The 15,643-nt window shown below is 72.2% G+C and carries 12 protein-coding genes; 7 read left to right on the forward strand and 5 right to left on the reverse strand.

Annotated features, from left to right (window positions below):
- Positions 1-7 precede the first annotated feature (7 nt).
- The 3 genes from AC0VY3_RS23275 (at position 8) to AC0VY3_RS23285 (ending at position 4,287) form a co-directional block, all read left to right on the forward strand.
- Positions 8-403: a VOC family protein gene (locus AC0VY3_RS23275; protein ID WP_103511222.1), complete on the forward strand. Its 396-nt coding sequence runs from the start codon at positions 8-10 to the stop codon at positions 401-403.
- 170 nt (positions 404-573) lie between these two features.
- Entirely contained in the window at positions 574-1,668 is a 1,095-nt protein-coding gene (locus AC0VY3_RS23280) for a glycoside hydrolase family 5 protein (RefSeq protein WP_475550501.1), read from the forward strand.
- A 201-nt stretch (positions 1,669-1,869) separates the two neighbouring features.
- On the forward strand, positions 1,870-4,287 hold the full coding sequence (locus AC0VY3_RS23285; protein ID WP_475550502.1) for an endonuclease/exonuclease/phosphatase family protein: 2,418 nt from the start codon (positions 1,870-1,872) through the stop codon (positions 4,285-4,287).
- Positions 4,288-4,317: 30 nt separating this feature from the next.
- On the opposite strand, the gene AC0VY3_RS23290 is transcribed toward AC0VY3_RS23285, so the two are convergent.
- The 3 genes from AC0VY3_RS23290 to AC0VY3_RS23300 are packed head-to-tail and all read right to left on the reverse strand — an operon-like array spanning position 4,318 to position 6,735.
- Positions 4,318-5,217 carry an alpha/beta fold hydrolase gene (locus AC0VY3_RS23290; RefSeq protein WP_475550503.1) on the reverse strand — a complete coding sequence of 300 codons (900 nt, stop codon included), beginning with the start codon at positions 5,215-5,217 and terminating at the stop codon, positions 4,318-4,320.
- Between the two features lie 22 nt (positions 5,218-5,239).
- Entirely contained in the window at positions 5,240-6,505 is a 1,266-nt protein-coding gene (locus AC0VY3_RS23295) for a beta-ketoacyl-[acyl-carrier-protein] synthase family protein (protein WP_475550504.1), read from the reverse strand.
- The gene (locus AC0VY3_RS23300; RefSeq protein ID WP_103511227.1) at positions 6,502-6,735 is read right to left on the reverse strand and encodes an acyl carrier protein; all 234 of its coding nucleotides are present in this window, start codon (positions 6,733-6,735) and stop codon (positions 6,502-6,504) included. The genes AC0VY3_RS23295 and AC0VY3_RS23300 overlap by 4 nt, the downstream gene beginning before the upstream one ends.
- Before the next feature lie 248 nt (positions 6,736-6,983).
- On the opposite strand from AC0VY3_RS23300, the gene AC0VY3_RS23305 reads away from it, so the two are divergent.
- The 3 genes from AC0VY3_RS23305 (at position 6,984) to AC0VY3_RS23315 (ending at position 10,029) form a co-directional block, all read left to right on the forward strand.
- On the forward strand, positions 6,984-7,442 hold the full coding sequence (locus AC0VY3_RS23305) for a nitroreductase family deazaflavin-dependent oxidoreductase (RefSeq protein WP_475550505.1): 459 nt from the start codon (positions 6,984-6,986) through the stop codon (positions 7,440-7,442).
- A gap of 67 nt (positions 7,443-7,509) precedes the next feature.
- On the forward strand, positions 7,510-8,241 hold the full coding sequence (locus AC0VY3_RS23310) for a nitroreductase family protein (protein ID WP_242742953.1): 732 nt from the start codon (positions 7,510-7,512) through the stop codon (positions 8,239-8,241).
- A gap of 234 nt (positions 8,242-8,475) precedes the next feature.
- Positions 8,476-10,029, forward strand: coding sequence for a peptidoglycan-binding protein (locus AC0VY3_RS23315; protein WP_475550506.1), 1,554 nt, complete (start codon positions 8,476-8,478; stop codon positions 10,027-10,029).
- Positions 10,030-10,101: 72 nt separating this feature from the next.
- Here AC0VY3_RS23315 and AC0VY3_RS23320 read toward each other — a convergent pair whose 3' ends face one another.
- Positions 10,102-10,773: a hypothetical protein gene (locus tag AC0VY3_RS23320; protein WP_103511230.1), complete on the reverse strand. Its 672-nt coding sequence runs from the start codon at positions 10,771-10,773 to the stop codon at positions 10,102-10,104.
- 74 nt (positions 10,774-10,847) lie between these two features.
- Here AC0VY3_RS23320 and AC0VY3_RS23325 point away from each other — a divergent pair, with 74 nt between their 5' ends.
- On the forward strand, positions 10,848-11,714 hold the full coding sequence (locus AC0VY3_RS23325; protein WP_103511231.1) for a DUF3626 domain-containing protein: 867 nt from the start codon (positions 10,848-10,850) through the stop codon (positions 11,712-11,714).
- 68 nt (positions 11,715-11,782) lie between these two features.
- Here the strand turns inward: AC0VY3_RS23325 and AC0VY3_RS23330 are convergent, their stop codons facing one another.
- The gene (locus AC0VY3_RS23330) at positions 11,783-15,448 is read right to left on the reverse strand and encodes a S8 family peptidase (RefSeq protein ID WP_475551724.1); all 3,666 of its coding nucleotides are present in this window, start codon (positions 15,446-15,448) and stop codon (positions 11,783-11,785) included.
- Positions 15,449-15,643 lie beyond the last annotated feature (195 nt).

Raw genomic sequence — 15,643 nt, forward strand, 5'->3', positions numbered from 1 at the left:
TTCCCGCATGACTGTGGAGAAGACGAGCGTCCTCGTCCTTGACTGTGCCGAGCCCATGGAGCTGGCCGAGTTCTACGCCGGACTGCTCGACGCGGAGGTACGGATCGGCACCGACCCCGATTTCGTCGAGATCGTCGGCAACGACGGCGTCCGGCTGGCGATTCGCCGCGACCACGGGTACGCCCCGCCGAGCTGGCCGCGCCCGGAGGACTCCCAGCAGGCGCATCTGCGGATCCTGGTGGGGCGCGAGGACATCGACGAGGCCGAGCGGGAGGCGATATCCCTGGGCGCCCGGCCCGTCGACACCGGCGACAGCAACAGCGGGCCCCGGGACGTGCGGGTGTACGGGGATCCGGCGGGCCACTCGTTCTCGCTGGCGGTCTGTCCGCTGCCGACGGGCTGACCGGCGCGGAGCTGAGGGCAGAACGGCGGAAGGGTCCCAACGGGCCCTTCCGCCACGCGCGTTAATAGACAGGAAAGTTTCCCAACACTGTTGACGCCAATTGGAAGGAACCTTTACTTTCAGTTCTGCCGACATGGCGCCTCCCACCCCCCTCCGAAGGGAGCACCACCATGCACCAGCGCACCAATCCCCCCACCGGTTCCGCCCCCACGACCGGCCGCCGCAGACTGGCCCGCAAGGCCCTGCTCGCCGCGTCCGCGCTCGGTGTCGTCACCGCACTCATGGCTCCGGTCCGGGCCGGAGCCGCACCGGCCCCCGCCTCCCCCGCCGGCGCCGCTCCCACCGCCGCCACCCCGCTCGCCGCCAACGGCCAGCTCTCCGTCTGCGGCCGCCAGCTCTGCAACGCCTCCGGCCAGGCGGTCGCCCTCAACGGGATGAGCACGCACGGCACCCAGTGGTACGCCCAGTGCGTCACCGACGGATCACTCAACGCCCTGGCCCAGGACTGGCGCGCCGACGTACTGCGCGTCTCCACCTATGTGCAGGAGGGCGGCTACGAGACCGACCCGGCCGGATTCACCGCCCGGGCGCAGAAGTTCGTCGACGCCGCGCACGCACGCGGCATGTACGCGGTCATCGACTGGCACATGCTCTCCCCGGGCGACCCGAACGCGAACCTCTCGCGGGCGAAGACCTTCTTCACGGCGATGGCGAAGAAGTACAGGAACCACCCGGGCGTGCTCTACGAGATCGCCAACGAGCCCTCGGGGGTGAGCTGGTCGGGCATCAAGTCCTACGCCGAGCAGATCATCCCGGTGATCCGGGCCCAGGACCCCGACGCGGTGGTGCTCGTCGGGACGCGCGCCTGGTCCTCCTTCGGAGTGTCCGAGGGCTCCGACGAGAAGGAGGTCGTGAACAACCCCGTCCGCGCCTCGAACATCATGTACACCTTCCACTTCTACGCGGCCTCGCACCGCGAGGAGTACCTGAACACCCTCGACCGGGCCTCCGACAAACTGCCCGTGTTCGTCACGGAGTTCGGCACGCAGAACTACGCGGGCGAGGGCGCCAACGACTTCACCATGTCGCAGCGCTACCTCGACCTGATGAAGCGCAAGAAGATCTCCTGGACCAACTGGAACTACTCCGACGACCACCGTTCCGGAGCCGTCTTCAAGACCGGTACCTGCGACGGGAGCAACTGGACGGGAACCGGGGTCCTGAAGGAGGCCGGGGTCTGGATCCGCGAGCGCATCCGCCAGTGACCCCTTCCGCCCCGGCCGCCGACCGGACGGGGCGGACACCGTCGTGCTGTGCCCGGTGCGGTCGCCTCCCGAACCGCACCGGGCCTCCGCCCGGGACGCTCACCCGGGATACGCGGGGAATTAACCTCCGGTACCTTGTCATGCCCGTTCTACGCGCATAGCTTTTGCCCCTACTACTCAGTTCAGTTGGGGGCACCTCCCGTGCAGATATACAGATCCGGTTCCGTCCTGCTGACCGGCGCCGTCGCCGTCGCGCTCGCGGTGACGGCCCTGCCCGCCGCCCAGGCGGCCCCGTCCGCCAGCGCCGTCATCTCCGAGGTGTACGGCGGCGGGGGCAACTCCGGCGCGACGCTGACCCGGGACTTCGTCGAGCTGGCCAACGCCGGCTCCGCACCCTTCGAGGTCGGCGGTCTCAGCGTCCAGTACCTGCCGGGCAGCCCGTCGGCCGGTTCGCGGTGGCAGGTCTCCGAGCTGACCGGGTCGGTCGCGCCCGGCGGCCGCTATCTGGTCGCCCAGGCCGCGGGCACCGGCGGAACGGTCTCGCTGCCCACCGCCGACGCCACCGGCACGATCGCCATGGCGGCGGGCAGCGGCACCGTCGCCCTGGTCTCCGGGACGGCCCCGCTCACCTGCAAGTCGGCGGCGGACTGCGCGGCGGACACCCGGATCGTCGATCTGGTCGGCTACGGCTCCGCGGTCGTCCGGGAGGGCAGCGGCCCGGTCCCCGGCGCCTCGGCCACCGCGTCCGTGGCGCGGGCCGCCTCGCTCGCCGACACCGACGACAACGCGGCCGACCTCACCGCGGGCGCCCCGAGCCCGGTCAACACGAAGGGCGAGACGTCCGGCGGCGGCCAGGAGCCCGAGGAGCCCGGCCCCACCGAGCCCGGCGACGTACGGATCCACGACGTCCAGGGCATCACCCGCATCTCCCCGCTCGACGGCTCGACGGTCGACGGCGTCCCGGGCGTCGTCACCGGCGTGCGCACCAGCGGCTCGCGCGGCTTCTGGATCCAGGACACCGCGCCCGACAACGACCCGCGCACCAGCGAGGGCCTGTTCGTCTACACCGGTTCCGCCGCCCCGGCCGTGCAGGTCGGCGACGCGGTCCTGGTCAGCGGGAAGGTCGCCGAGTACTTCCCGGGCACCGGCACCCAGTCGCTCACCCAGATCACCGCACCGCGCACCACCGTCCTCTCCTCCGGCAACGCGCTGCCCGCCCCGGTCGTCCTCGACGCCCGCTCGGTGCCCGGCCGCTACGTGCCCTCGGCGGACGGCGGGGCGATCGACGCGCTGCCCCTGAACCCGAAGCGCTACGCCCTGGACCTGTACGAGGCGCTGGAGGGCTCCCGGGTCCGGATCGCCGACACCCGGGTGACCGGGGCGACGACCGCGTACGACGAGATCTGGGTGACCGTCAAGCCGAAGGAGAACCCGACCCGGCGCGGCGGCACGCGCTACGCCTCGTACCAGGACCAGAACACCGGCCGACTCAAGGTGATGTCGCTGGACCCGGCGCAGCCGGTGCCGACGGCCAACGTCGGCGACGTCCTCAAGGGCCGTACCACCGGCGTCCTCGACTACGCGTCGTACGGCGGCTACAACGTACAGGCCACCGAGCTGGGCACGGTCCTGGACAAGAAGCTGCGGCGCGAGGTGACCCGCAAGCAGAAGAAGGACGAGCTGGCGGTCGCCACGTACAACGTGGAGAACCTCGACGCGATCGACGACCAGGCCAAGTTCGACACGCTGGCCGAGGGCGTCGCGGTCAACCTCTCCTCCCCCGACATCGTCTCGCTGGAGGAGATCCAGGACGACAACGGCGCGGTCAACGACGGCACGGTGGGCTCCGAGGCCACGCTGAAGCGGTTCACGGACGCGATCGTCGCGAAGGGCGGGCCGCGCTACGCCTGGCGCTACATCTCCCCCGAGAACAACAAGGACGGCGGCCAGCCCGGCGGCAACATCCGCAACGTCTTCCTCTACAACCCGAAGCGGGTCTCCTTCACCGACCGTCCGGGCGGCGACGCCACCACCGCGGTGGAGGCCGTGAAGGCCGGGAAGGGTGTCAGGCTCTCCGCCTCACCCGGCCGGATCAACCCGGCGAGCCCGGCGTGGGCGAACAGCCGCAAGCCGCTGGTGGGCGAGTTCGTCTTCCGGGGCAGGCCGGTCTTCGTCATCGGCAACCACTTCGCGTCCAAGGGCGGCGACCAGCCGCTGCACGGCCGCTACCAGGAGCCGACGCGCTCCTCGGAGACGGAGCGGATCCAGCAGGCCACCGAGGTGAACACCTTCGTCGCCTCGCTCCTGAAGGCGGACAGGTCGGCCAAGGTCGTCGCGCTCGGGGACTTCAACGACTTCGAGTTCTCCTTGACGATGAAGGCGCTGACCAAGGGCAAGGCGCTCAAGCCGCTCATCGCGAAGCTGCCCGCGTCCGAGCGGTACAGCTATGTCTACGACGGCAACTCGCAGACGCTGGACCACATCCTGACGAGCCCCGGCATCCGCCGCCTCGACTACGACGTGGTGCACATCAACGCCGAGTTCGCCGACCAGGCGAGCGACCACGACCCGCAGGTGGTCCGGATCAAGGCCGAGGGTTCGCGCGGCCACGGACACTGAGGCCGTGACCCGGTGGGGCGGACCGGAGGTTCAGGTCCGCCCCACCGGGGCGCCCGCCTGGCGCGGCAGGGTGACCGCGCCGGCCACCGGCTCGCGTCCGGTGAAGAACCGCGACACCAGCGAGGCCACCTCCTCGGCCCGCTCCAGCACCACCCAGTGGTCGGACTCCCCGATCGTCAGGAACCGGCTGCCCTCGATCGTCGCGGCGAACTCCTCCTGCCGTGCGGGCGAGGTGACCGTGTCGTGCTCCCCGGCGAAGACCAGCGCCGGTACGCCGGTGAGCCCGCCGGAGAAGTCGGGCCGGTCCGCCAGCGCCCGGTGGAGGGAGTCCGCCGCGTGCGGCGAGTGGGTGAGCGCGTGCAGGAACGAGCGCCGCACATAGCGGCGGGCCAACTCCCTGCGATGGACGTGACGTTCGGGGTCCAGGCACATCAGCGCGTCGGCCGCCGTGGCGGCGAACCCCGCGCGGTCGCCTGCCGCCAGCTGCTGCCGGGCCCGCTCCCAGCAGGCGACCTGGGCCGCGTCGATGTGGACCGGGACGCCGCCGAGTGCCAGGCGTGCCACCCGCTCCCGGTGGCGGCGGGCGAAGCCGAAGGCGATGGCGGTGCCGTAGGAGAAGCCGAAGACGTTGAGCCGGGGGGCGCCGAGGTCGTCCGCGATGGAGAGGACGGCCCGGCGCAGCAGATCGGCGCTGGGGCCCGGCGGGAGCGGGTCGGCGCTGCCCATGCCCGGCAGGTCGGCGGTGACCACATCGGCGGCCGGGCCCAGATGGTCGTCCATCTGGGGCCAGCCGAACATGCCCTGGAGCGCGCCGCCGAGAATGAGCGTCGGTTCGGTGGCGGGGACGCCGCCGGGGCGGGAGTGCGGCAGGACGCGGTAGCTGTAGCGCACTCCGTCGACCGACAGGGTCCGGATGATCTCCTCGGGCATGTGCTCCTGCGTTCCCTTCCGCTCAGGCCCTGGTGAGGACGAGTGCCGCGTTGTGGCCGCCGAAGCCGAGCGAGGTCTTGACGGCGCAGTCGAAGGAGGCGGCGCGGGCCTCCTTGGCCACCACGTCGACCGGGATCCGCGGATCGGGCGCGTCCAGGTTGACGGTGGGCGGGACCAGCTGGTGCTGGAGGGCGAGGACGGTGAGCGCGGTCTCGATGCCGCCTGCCGCACCGAGGGTGTGCCCGGTCATCGCCTTGGTGGAGGTCACCAGGGGGTGCTCGCCGAGGACCCGGCGGAGCATGGTCGCCTCGATCAGGTCGTTGGAGAGCGTCGAGGTGCCGTGCGCGTTGACGTGCCCGATGTCGGCCGGGGCGAGGCCCGCGTCGGCGAGCGCGATACGCAACGCCCTTTCGATGCCGAGGCCTTCGGGGTCCGGGGCGACGGCGGAGTGGGCGTCGCTGGAGGCTCCGTAACCGCTCACCAGGGCGCGGACGGCGGCGCCCCGGGCGCGGGCGTGCTCCGGGTGTTCCAGGACCACGAGTCCGGCGCCCTCGCCGACGACGAAGCCGTCGCGGTGGGTGTCGAAGGGGCGGCAGGCGGCCGCGGGGTCCTCGCGGCGGGTGGAGACGGCCTTGAGGCTGCAGGCGCTGGCGATCAGGAGGCGGGTGCAGGTGGACTCGGCGCCGCCCGCGACGACGATGTCGCAGGCCCCGGAGCGGAGCATCTGGTGGGCGGTGCCGATGGCGACGGTGCCGGAGGAGCAGGCGGTGGAGACGGCCTGGCTGGGTCCGTGGACGCCGAGGTCCAGGCTGACGCTGCTGGCCGCGCCGTTGACGACGCAGAGCGGGGCGAGCTTCGGGGAGACCCGGCGGGGGCCGCGTGCGGCGAGGGCGGCGGCCTGTTCGTCGTAGAAGGGCAGTCCGCCGTGGGCGGAGCCGATGACGACGCCGACGCGGCCGCTGTCCCAGACGGACGGGTCGAGCCCGGCGTCGGCGACGGCCTCGCGGGCGGCGATGACGGCGAGCTGGGCGAAACGGTCCATCAGCCGCTGGGCGGCCACCCCGAGGACGGCGCCCGGGTCGCAGTCGATGACGGAGTAGAAGAAGTCGCAGGGCAGGCCGGCCAGTTCGGGCCGGGGTGCGGCGGCCGGCGCGAGGCCCTCGGTGACCCCGTGCCAGGCGGCGTCCACGCCCGTACCCGCGGAGGTGACCAGGCCGACGCCGGTGACGGCGGCGGCGAACGGGGCGAGCGGCGCCCGCCGGTAGGGCCGCGCGGTAGCCGCGCTCATGCGGTGACCTTTCCGTGGACGGCCTCGACGAGGCGGCCGACAGTGTCGCGCGAGGTGAGCGCGACGTCCTCCAGATCCACGTCCAGCCGGTCCTCGATGAGCAGCCGCAGCTCCTCCAGCGCGAGGGAGTCCAGCCGCAGCCGGTGCAGCGGGACATCGGGGCTGATCGCCCCGGGGTCGGTTCCGAACTTCGTCACCAGCAGCGTGCTGATCTCTTCCGAAGTGCTCATTCGGCTCTCCTGGGCTCGGTGACGCGGTGACGCCGGCCGCGTGTGAGGGGAGGTGGGGGGAGGGGCCATCGGGGGACGCCGGCTGCTCCGGAAGGACCCTTTATACGCCTTCGCGGACGGGTACCCGGTCCGCGTTCCCCCGTGCGGTGGGAAGGGTGTCCAGGTGTACGAATCCGGAGTGCGACGCGGGTGGGGTGCCAGGATGGGGGCGGAGCCCGTACGGGAGCGCACGAGAGAAGGAGAAGCCCATGACGGCCGCACAGGACGGCGATCGCGACGACACCCCGGAGGTCGCGCCGAGCCCCGCCGACTGGGTCGCCCGGCAGGCCGAGCTCTACGAGTCCTCCGGCGGCACGAAGGGCACCACGCAGCTCGGGGTGCCGTGTCTGCTGATGGATTACGTGGGGCGGCGCAGCGGGACGGTGCGGCGCACGGTGCTGATGTACGGGCGGGACGGCGAGGACTATCTGATCGTGGCGTCCAACGGCGGCTCGGACCGGCCGCCGCTGTGGTTCCTGAACCTCCAGGCAAACCCGGAGGTACGACTGCGGGTGAACACCGAGCGGTTCGGGGCGGTCGCGGCGACGCTGCCGGCCGAGGAGAAGGCGCGGGTCTGGCCGGGTCTGGTGGAGCTGTTCCCGCGCTATGCGCAGTATCAGGCGGGCACCGAGCGGGACATCCCGGTCGTCCGGCTGACGCGGAGCTGAGCAGCGTCGCGGACGGGCCGCCGAAGCCCCTTATGGTGCGCGGATACGAACCGTAAACTCCGCGATCATGACCAGGGATACAGTTCAGGCCGACCCGTCCGCCCTCGGCGGCCCCGCTCTCTTCGACACCATGGCCACGATGCGCGCCATGCGCCGCCTCAAGCCCGACGCGGTGCCCGAGGAGACGGTCGAGCAGCTGATACAGGCCGCCGTCTGGGGACCCAGCGGCGGCAACATGCAGTGTTACGAGTACGTGGTGGTGACCGACCGCGAGGTGATGGCGCGGCTCGCCCCGCTGTGGAAGCGGTGCGTGGACGCGTATCTGGCGACGACCGGGAAGTACGCGCCCGAGGGCATGGACGAGGCGGCGTACGGCCGGATGGTCGCGGCGATCGAGTATCAGCGCGACCACTTCGCCGACACCCCGGTGCTGATCGTGCCGTGCTACCGGTTCCCCGAGCCGCGGCTGGACGAGGAGGGTCTCGCCGCCTCGGCGCGGGCGCTCGGCCCGGCGGGCACGGAGCACATGATGACCACGCAGACCCGTTTCCAGGCGCTGGCCGAGGGCTCCTGCGTCTATCCGGGGGTGCAGAACCTGCTGCTCGCGGCCCGGGGTCTGGGGCTCGCCGCGAACATCACCATCTGGCATCTGATGCTGGAGCAGGAGTGGAAGAAGGAACTGGGCATCCCGGAGGACATGGCGACGTTCGCCGCCGTTCCGGTGGGGTGGCCCGCGGGCAATTTCGGGCCCGTGCGGCGGCGCCCGGTCGCGGACGTCATCCACCGCGACCGCTGGTAGCGGCGGAGCCCGCGTCAACCGGTACCGGCGCCCCTGTCGGGTGACGCCCGATGTCACCCGACAGGCTCAGCGGGCCGAGTAACTCCCGTGCATTTGCAGGATGTTGCCAGCCGGATCGGCGATTCACCTCTTTGTCATGCACCCCTCACATCGATAGCCTGGCCGGGTTCGGCATCCCTCTGGCCCACCCGGGCCCGAGGGCTTTTTACTTCCTCCCACGGAGCAGGAGCCCCCATGCCCCCACGCACCGCCGCCCGCACCCGGGCCCGCGTCTGCGCCCTGGCCGTCCTCACCTCCACGGCCCTCCTCGCGACCGGGCAGCCCTCGAACGCCGCCCCGCACGCGGACACGGCCGACCCGGTGAACCGCGCCTTCGCCGAAGCGGCGCACGCGTACGACGTACCGCGCGATCTGCTGGCCGCCGTCGGCTACGGCGAGTCCCGGCTGAACGGTCACGGCGGAGAGCCCAGCCAGGCGAACGGCTACGGCGTGATGCACCTGGCGAGCAACCCCGTCAACCGCTCGCTGGAGAAGGCCTCCGAGCTGACCGGCGAGAGCGCCGCCCGGCTGCGCCGGGACACCACGGCCAACATCCTCGGCGGCGCGGCCGTCCTGCGCGACCACGCCGACGCGCTCGGCCTGGACCCCGCCGAGCGCCGGGACGTCGACTCCTGGTACCAGGCGGTGGCCCGCTACAGCGCCGCCGAGGGCCAGGCCGCCGCACTCTACGCGGACACCGTCTTCACGTTCCTCGCCGAGGGCGTGACCGCCAAGGTGCCCGGCGGCGAGGAGGTCCTCGTGCCCGCCCGGCCGGTCGACCCGGACAAGGGCGAGCTGTCGGCGTCCGACGTCTACGTCCAGAGCGAGGACTACCCCTCGGCGCGCTGGGTGCCCGCGTACTCCGGGAACTACGTCGTCGGCCGCAAGGCCACCGTCGACAAGGTGATCATCCACACCACCCAGGGCTCCTACGCCGGTTCCATCAGCTGGTACCAGAACCCGGAGTCGGAGGTCAGCGCGCACTACACGATCCGCTCGTCGGACGGCGAGGTCACGCAGTCGGTGCGGGAGAAGGACACCGCCTGGCACGCCGGCAGCGTCAACTCCTCGTCCGTGGGCATCGAGCACGAGGGCTACGTCGACAACCCGGCCTGGTACACGGAGGCCATGTACCGTTCCTCGGCCGCGCTGACCAAGCACCTCGCGGCGCGGTACTCCATCCCGAAGAACCGGTCGCACATCATCGGTCACAGCGAGGCGCCCGGCGCCACGCACACCGACCCCGGCCCCAACTGGGACTGGAACCACTACATGGAGCTGATCGACGGCGACCCCGGCAGCGGCGGTGACGGCCTGACCTTCCCCGTGTACGCGACCCAGCAGTCCGGCTCCTCGGGCCCGCAGGTCTCCGCCGTCCAGACGCTGCTCACCGCGCAGAAGTACCAGCCCGGCGCGGTGGACGGCCGGTTCGGCGCCGCCACGAAGAGCGCCGTGCAGGCGTTCCAGCAGGACCGTTCGCTCGGCGCCGACGGGATCGTGGGCCCGAAGACCTGGACGGCCCTGCTGTCGGCCGGCTCGACCCCGCTGCTGAAGCAGGGCAGCTCGGGCGAGCCGGTGAAGCGGCTCCAGCGGGCCCTGACGGCGGCGCTCGGCACCACCGTCGACGCCGACGGCACCTTCGGCCCGGCCACGCACACCGCGGTACGCAGCTACCAGGACACCCGCGGCCTGGAGGTCGACGGCGAGGTGGGCCCGGTCACCTGGAAGGCCCTGCAGAGCGGAAAGTGAGCACGGCTCCGGGCGGGACTCTCCACTGCGCGGAGAGACCGCCCGGGGCCACGCGCCCCGGATGCCCCGCCGCTACTCCCCCGCGCCGGCCGGATAGCCGATCTCCTCGATGTCCTCGGCCAGTTCGGCGGGCACCCGCTCGGGGTTGAGTGCGGTGATCACCTCGTCGGTGAGCGGCCGCAGCGCGTAGACATGCCGTACGGCGTCGAGGTCGACGGGGACGTCGAAGTAGTCCTCGGCCCACTCCTGGTACGCCTCGGGGGTGCCCGTGACCAGGAGCTGGAAGAGCCAGTCCGCGCCGTCGGAGTCCTCGCCGTCCTCCGGGAACTCGATACTGCCCGCCCGCCAGCGGTCGTCGCCGCTCTCGCGCCAGAGGCAGGCGGTGACCACCGGCAGGCCGAACTCGTCGGTGAACGACGGCTCGTCCACGTAACGGCGGAACACCGCCGGCACCTCGTCGAGCACCCCGGGCCAGGGGCCGTCCTCCACGTACGGGCTCATCGGCGACTCGTGGTCGAATCCCCGCGCGTACGCCCCGTCGGCGGAGACGACCACGGAGTACTCCCCGCCCGACCCGTCCCGCATCGAGGCCATCTCCTCCGTGGGCGACCACCGCGCGTCAAAAGCGTGCCAGCGGCTGTCCCACTCCGGGCAGAGAATCGCGTCGAGCATCGCCAGCGAACGGCAGAGATCGGTGAGGACGGATATGCCCGGCAGCCTGCGGGCCACGTCGTGAACGCTCATACGCTCATCCAACCGCACCGGTGGACGGCGCTACGCACTCGCACCCCCGGGAGCGGTCCGGGCAGACTGTCCCGATGGACGCCGAACTCCCTCTCGCCCCGCCCCGCCTGCGTGCGCTGGAGCATGTCGCCGCGCTGTCCTCGGGCGCTCCGGTGGACCCCGGACTGCGCATCACCCTGAACTTCCACCCCGACCGTGCGGTGGCGGGGCGGCCGATCCTGGAACGGCTGGGCGAGGACGGTCTGTACGTCTCCCAGTTCGTGACCGGCACCAGCAACGGCGGGCTCACCGCCCGCCCCGGCGGTGACCGGTGGCGCTGGGAGAGCCGGATCTTCGGCGGCGCGTACGACCGGGCCGGACCCGCCGAACGGCCCGTCTACGGGGCGCTGGACGTGCGGCGCGCCTCCTTCGGCGCCGCGCCCCGGTTCGGTTCGGCGCACTTCCGGCTGACGGCGGACGTCCTCGGCTCGGCCACCTTCTGCTACCCGGACAGCGCGGCCGAGCCCGAGCACTTCGGGGTCGCGGCCCGGATGTCGGGGCTGGTCGAGCTGGCGGCGGCGGACCGCCGTGACGCCCTGGACGACTACATCGAGGCGCAGATCCACGCCCCGGTCCGGCTGGAGAGCGACGTGGAGGCGCTCGTGCTCGACCCGGCGTTCCGGGGCACGGCGGTGGAGGCCGCGGCCGGGCGGCTGCCGTGCCCGGTCGAGTGGCACGAGGGGTTCCGGCTCGGCGTCGACGAGCTGCGCCGCCGGCCCGGTTTCCGGGGGCCGGAGTACGTCGAGCTCGGCGCGGCCCTCGCCGTCGACGGGTATCTGGACGCCCGGATCATCGGCGACGCGGCACGTGCCGGGGGCCATGCGGAACAGGACCTCAAGAAGGTCTGGCATCTGCTGGCCCGGTTCGGGCGGACGGCGGCGAGCCTTCCGGCCGGGGGCTGACGGGGAAGGGCCCGCACCCTCCGGGGAGGGTGCGGGCCCGGGCCGCGTCAGCAGGTCGCTTCAGCGGGTCACGTCAGGCCGAAGGCCCGGATGATCTCCTGGTCGACGACGAGCCCGCCGGGGCCCTCCGCGTGCGCCTTGAGCGAGACCGAGGCCGCGCCCTTCGACGGGGTACGGAACTTCGCGGTCCACTCGCCGGTCTTCTTCTTCCGGAGGTCCACCTTCGTCCAGTGCTCGCCGTCGTCGTAACTGACCGACAGGGAGGCCTTGTTCGCCTTCACCGCACCCGGCAGCCATTCCTGGGTGCCGGAGGAGAGGCCGATCTCCGTCGGGCGGCCGGCCCGGACATCGCCCGCCAGGTCGGTGTCGACGGCGTAGTCGAGCTGGAGCATCGGGATGTCGGCCTGGTACGGACCGCTCTCCTCCAGCGCACCGGAGACGAAGCCCCACTCGGAGTGGGTACGGGTCGACGTCTTCCAGGTCTCCGCGTCCCGCTGCGAGTCGATGACCAGGCGGTAGGGCAGCCTCTCGGTGGAGAGGTCACCGATGTAACCGGCCCGGCCCGCGCCCTTCTTGAGCTCCTTGTCGCCCTGGTAGAAGGCGTACGAGGTGGTGTCGTACTCGTTCTCCGGCATCGAGCCGGAGTGGCCCGCGCCCGCGTCCGTCCACGGGGTGATGTTGAACTGGAGGTCGTCGTGGACCGTGCGGAACGGACCCCAGTAGGCGGTGCCCAGGCGCGGCCGGGTCACCGGGGCGAACCACTCGGCGCGGTAGCCCTTGCCCGCCCGGTAGTCCAGCTCGGTGCTGCGCATCTCGTGCGCCCGGTCGGACTGTTCGGCGTTGAGGACCGAGTGGTTCTCGTACCAGAACGAGTCGCCCGGCAGCGGGTTGACCCATTCGGTGCGGACGTCCGGGAACTGCTCGTACTCCTCGAAGCCGAGGCCGGGACCGTAGTCCGGGATGTCGTAGCGGTAGCCGCCGCCGAGCGTCTTCTCGTGGCCGTAGAAGGTGTTCTCCACCTTCGCCAGCTGCCGGGCCGAGGGGGCGAAGGCCAGCGAGCGGTCCGGGATCGTGCCGTCGTGGCGGTCCACCAGGTCGTACAGGTAGTCCGCGAACCTCTTCTGGTCGACCTGGACCTTCTTGCCGCGCTGGGCCGCCCGGATCAGCGTCTCGCCCGCGGAGGCCTGGACGGAGGCGACCGGGATGGTGGTCTGCTCGCCGTACGGGGTGTAGCTCTCCATCGCCACACCGCGTCCGTCGTTGACGACGAACAGCGCCTTGGCTCCCGCGTCCAGTGCGGCCGCCAGGCGTTCGGCGGGGGTGACGTCGGCGCTGCGGGTGATCACGACGGCCTTGCCGCGCGCGTTCACGCCCCGGTAGTCCGCCGGTGCGCCCTTGCCCGCGTACACCGCCTTCAGCTTCTGCCGGCTGTCCTCGGCCGTCGCCGCGCCGCCCTGGACGAAGACCGGTACGTCACGGCCGTCGGCCTCGACGTCGATCAGCTTCTCGCCCTGCCGCCAGCGGGTCAGGAAGCTGAAGCTGCCCTGGGTGACCTTCTTGGTGGGGCTCGCCCACAACTGGTCGTAGGTGAGGGGTATCTGGTACGCGTCGCGCTGGACGGTGCCGTCCGGGGCGGTGCGTGCCATGTCGTAGCGGAGCTGGCGGGTCTCGGTCTCCTTCGGGGTGCGCACGCTCACCTTGCGGGCCTCGGAGGCGTCGAGGGTGACGGTGGTGGAGCCGGTGAGGATCGTCTCGGGGGCCGCGAGGAACGCGACGGCCTTGGAGTCGGGGCGGTCGCCGTCGATGTCCACGGAGGCCCAGGCGGTGTAGTTGCCCGGCGGCAGCCGCAGGGTGGTCTCGCCGCCGCTGACCTGGACGAGGCCGAGCTGCGGATCGCCCAGCTCACCGAGGACGACCAGGCCGTCCACCGGCTTGCCCGACCGGTCGCGGAGCTTCAGCGTCAGGTCGTGCAGCTCCTTCTCCTTGGTGAGCGCGAAGCCGGTGTGCGCGACCGTCGTGCCCGCCGAGTCGCTGGCGACGACCTGGCCGGAGAAGGTCGTGTCGTTGGCGACCTTCGCCGGGTCCAGGGACAGAACCGCTGCGGCGGTGCCGCCCGCCGGGACGGTCAGCTGTCCGGTGGAGAGCGTGTAGGCGGCCTCGTCCGTGTCGGTGGCCAGGTTCAGCGTCACGTCCGCGTCACCCGTGTTGCGGTAGGTGATGGTGCGCTCGGCGACCTCGTCGGACGGGCTGTGCGGCCAGGCGTAGGAGGCGACCTCGACCGAGCCGGTGGCCTCGATCGTGGTGTCGATCGCCGCCTTCACATCGAGCCGGCCGGTGCCCTGCTCGTACGGGGTGTACGTGTCGAGCCTCTTGGACGAGGTCATCAGCGCGTCCTTGATGCGCTGACCGGTCCAGTCGGGGTGACGCTGCTTCAGGATGGCGGCGGCGCCCGCGACATGGGGCGTGGCCATCGACGTACCGGACATCGAGCGGTACATGCCCTCGGTGCCGGGCACGGACTGCGAGGCGGCGGCGTTGATGTCGACGCCCGGGGCCGAGAGGTCGGGCTTCAGGCCGTGCGAGCGGACGAGCGGGCCCATGGAGGAGAAGGCGGCGCGGCCGTCCTGCTTGTCGACGGCGGCGATGGTGAGCGCCTGCTCCGCCGAGCCCGGCGAGCCGATCGTGCCGGCCCCGTACGCGTTGCCGGCCGCGATCACGAACAGCGGACCGCCGTCGGCCGAGAGGGAGTTCACGGCCTGGGACATCGGGTCGGTGCCGTCGTCGGGCACCGGGGAGCCGAGGCTCATGGAGACGATGTCGGCCCCTTCGGCCTTCGCCCACTCCATGGCCTCGATGATCCCGGAGTCCGCGCCGGAGCCCTCGTCGCTGAGGACCTTGCCGACGAGCAGGTCCGCGGCCGGGGCGACGCCCTTGTTCGCGCCGTCGGACGCCGCGCCGGATCCGGCGATGGTGGAGGCCACGTGGGTGCCGTGGCCGTGCTTGTCGTCGACCTCCTCGCCCGGGACGAAGCTGCGGGAGCCGACGAGGCGGTCCTTGACGTCCGGGTGATCGGCGTCGATGCCGGTGTCCAGGACGGCGACCTTGGCGCCCTTGCCGTCGAAGCCGTCGGCCCACGCCTGCGGGGCGTCGACCTGCGGCACCGACTCGGCCAGCAGCGCCTCGGAGCGCCCGTCCAGCCAGAGCTTCGCGATCCCGCCGTCGAGCGCACGGGCGCTCGGGGTACGGGTGACGGCGTCCCAGAACGTGCGCGTCCCGGCCTTGTCGGCGGTGAGCGCGGCCCCGTGGATCGAGGCGAGGGTGCGGACCTTCTTCGCGCCGCGCGGGGCGGCGGGCTGGGCCTTGGCGCGCGCGGGCGGATACGTGGCGATGACCGGGATGGCGCCGCTGCCCTCGTCGTCGTACCCCATCCTGACCAGGGCCGAGACGTTGAAGAGCCGACGGTCCAGGGCGCCCGCCGCGATCAAGGTGGTGGCCTCGTCGGGCAGGACGTACACGTCCTCGCCCGCCTGCTGGACGCGGACGCCGCCGCTCGCGCCGTCGGGGCGGTCCACGGTGACGGTGTCCTGGTCGCCGGGGCCGTCGACGTACCGCACGACGTCGCCGGTGACCAGGGTGACGGTGTGGCTCTCGGTGCGCGGGGCGGAGCGCGGGGCGTCGGCGCCCGGCACCGGGGCCGCGCCGGCGGGGCCCGCACCGGCGAAGGGGACCAGCATGCCGCCCAGGAGGGCCGCCGAGGTCGCCAGGAACAGGGCTCTGCGTCCTGGGCGAGCGGATCTCGCCCGGCCGGAAACGGAGGAGGGGGAAGAAGTCATGCAGCTGATCTACCGGTAAATCCGGGGTGACCGCTGCGTTCGGGGCGGGCGGGAAACCGCCGTGGCGGTAACCCGCCCGAGGTGGACGGGGTGTTG

The sequence above is a fragment of the Streptomyces sp. iso_384 genome, from assembly GCF_056172905.1.

Excerpts from the sequence above, each read along its gene's own strand:
- AC0VY3_RS23275 (WP_103511222.1), top strand. The coding sequence starts at position 8 with ATGACTGTGGAGAAGACGAGCGTCCTCGTCCTTGACTGTGCCGAGCCC.
- AC0VY3_RS23280 (WP_475550501.1), top strand. The coding sequence starts at position 574 with ATGCACCAGCGCACCAATCCCCCCACCGGTTCCGCCCCCACGACCGGC.
- AC0VY3_RS23290 (WP_475550503.1), bottom strand. The coding sequence starts at position 5,217 with ATGCCCGAGGAGATCATCCGGACCCTGTCGGTCGACGGAGTGCGCTAC.
- AC0VY3_RS23295 (WP_475550504.1), bottom strand. The coding sequence starts at position 6,505 with ATGAGCGCGGCTACCGCGCGGCCCTACCGGCGGGCGCCGCTCGCCCCG.
- AC0VY3_RS23300 (WP_103511227.1), bottom strand. The coding sequence starts at position 6,735 with ATGAGCACTTCGGAAGAGATCAGCACGCTGCTGGTGACGAAGTTCGGA.
- AC0VY3_RS23305 (WP_475550505.1), top strand. The coding sequence starts at position 6,984 with ATGACGGCCGCACAGGACGGCGATCGCGACGACACCCCGGAGGTCGCG.
- AC0VY3_RS23310 (WP_242742953.1), top strand. The coding sequence starts at position 7,510 with ATGACCAGGGATACAGTTCAGGCCGACCCGTCCGCCCTCGGCGGCCCC.
- AC0VY3_RS23315 (WP_475550506.1), top strand. The coding sequence starts at position 8,476 with ATGCCCCCACGCACCGCCGCCCGCACCCGGGCCCGCGTCTGCGCCCTG.
- AC0VY3_RS23320 (WP_103511230.1), bottom strand. The coding sequence starts at position 10,773 with ATGAGCGTTCACGACGTGGCCCGCAGGCTGCCGGGCATATCCGTCCTC.
- AC0VY3_RS23325 (WP_103511231.1), top strand. The coding sequence starts at position 10,848 with ATGGACGCCGAACTCCCTCTCGCCCCGCCCCGCCTGCGTGCGCTGGAG.
- AC0VY3_RS23330 (WP_475551724.1), bottom strand. The coding sequence starts at position 15,448 with ATGCTGGTCCCCTTCGCCGGTGCGGGCCCCGCCGGCGCGGCCCCGGTG.